The sequence below is a fragment of the Maribacter sp. PR66 genome (assembly GCF_028464205.1).
GTDB classification, from domain to species: Bacteria; Bacteroidota; Bacteroidia; order Flavobacteriales; family Flavobacteriaceae; genus Maribacter; species Maribacter flavus.
The window spans coordinates 1-1,090 of the sequence record NZ_JAQPCH010000027.1 but is presented as its reverse complement, the minus strand read 5'-3'; the positions used below and the strand labels follow the sequence as shown (position 1 = coordinate 1,090).

The window sequence follows — 1,090 nt, the reverse complement described above, 5'->3', positions numbered from 1 at the left end:
CGATGGTACTGGCCGAAATCCTACGGGTTTCAACCCGCACTAATCATACACGAACCGTTGTGCTTCATTATCAGAAACCACTAACCAATGATAAAATTCTTTAGAAAAATTAGACAAAATGTGCTTTCACAGGGAAAAACTGGAAAGTATCTTAAATATGCGTTTGGAGAGATTTTACTTGTAGTTATTGGAATATTAATCGCATTGCAAGTTAGTAATTGGAACAAAAAAAGAATTGACTCTGATTCTGAAAAAGAAGCTCTTTTTGATTTAAACACAGAGATAAAATCTAATATAAAAGCACTGGAAATAATAATAGCTGAACACGAAAAATCTTTGGTTGCAGGAAAGAAAATTAAATCAATGATAATTGACACTAATATGCTAAATAGTATTTCCAATGATAGCTTGAAGACTATCTTAATTGTTATGAATTATAATTATACCTATGACCCTAAACTTGGTATTTTGAATTCAGTAATAAATTCAGGTAAAATAAATCTTATTCAAAATAAGGACATAAGATATATGTTGTCTTCAATAAATGAATTAATTATCGATGCAAACGAATCAACTAAAGTAATAGAAAAATTAAGAGGAGAATATTATTGGCCAATGATTGCATCAAAAAGAGAAATAGTCGATTATAACAAGCTAACAAGAGATAATAAAACATCTTTTAGGAATCCTGAATTTGTTTGGTGGGTAGATTTTAACACTACAGTTAGACAAGAAGGTTTAGACGAAGAGTATGAATTATTGGAATTTCTTAAAAAAGTTAATATTTCAATCGAATCAGAAATAAAAAAATAACGAAAGCACAACAACGGCTATAATTCATTGCGGGGGAATTTCCTATCAGAAATTCCTGCGTATTTGCTAACTTTGGTTTACGGCGGAATAGTTCTGCCGAACCATTCCGCAACGAAACCATAGCCAAAACCGTTAGCGTAAATGCCGTTCAAATTTATTGGGCGGGGTTATTTTTGGAATTTAAGGGTCTCTTTTTCTCCGGTCCGTACTCCCTTGTTTTGGTTTCGGTGCTCTTAAAAAATAATTATCGGTTCGGGGCCTTCCCTTTTTTGCCCCG

At 32.7% G+C, this 1,090-nt stretch carries 1 protein-coding gene; it reads left to right on the top strand.

The features are described from left to right. Positions 1–87 precede the first annotated feature (87 nt). A complete protein-coding gene (locus PP181_RS17675) occupies positions 88–813 on the top strand; it encodes a DUF6090 family protein (protein ID WP_272638056.1) in 726 nt (241 codons plus the stop codon). Positions 814–1,090 lie beyond the last annotated feature (277 nt).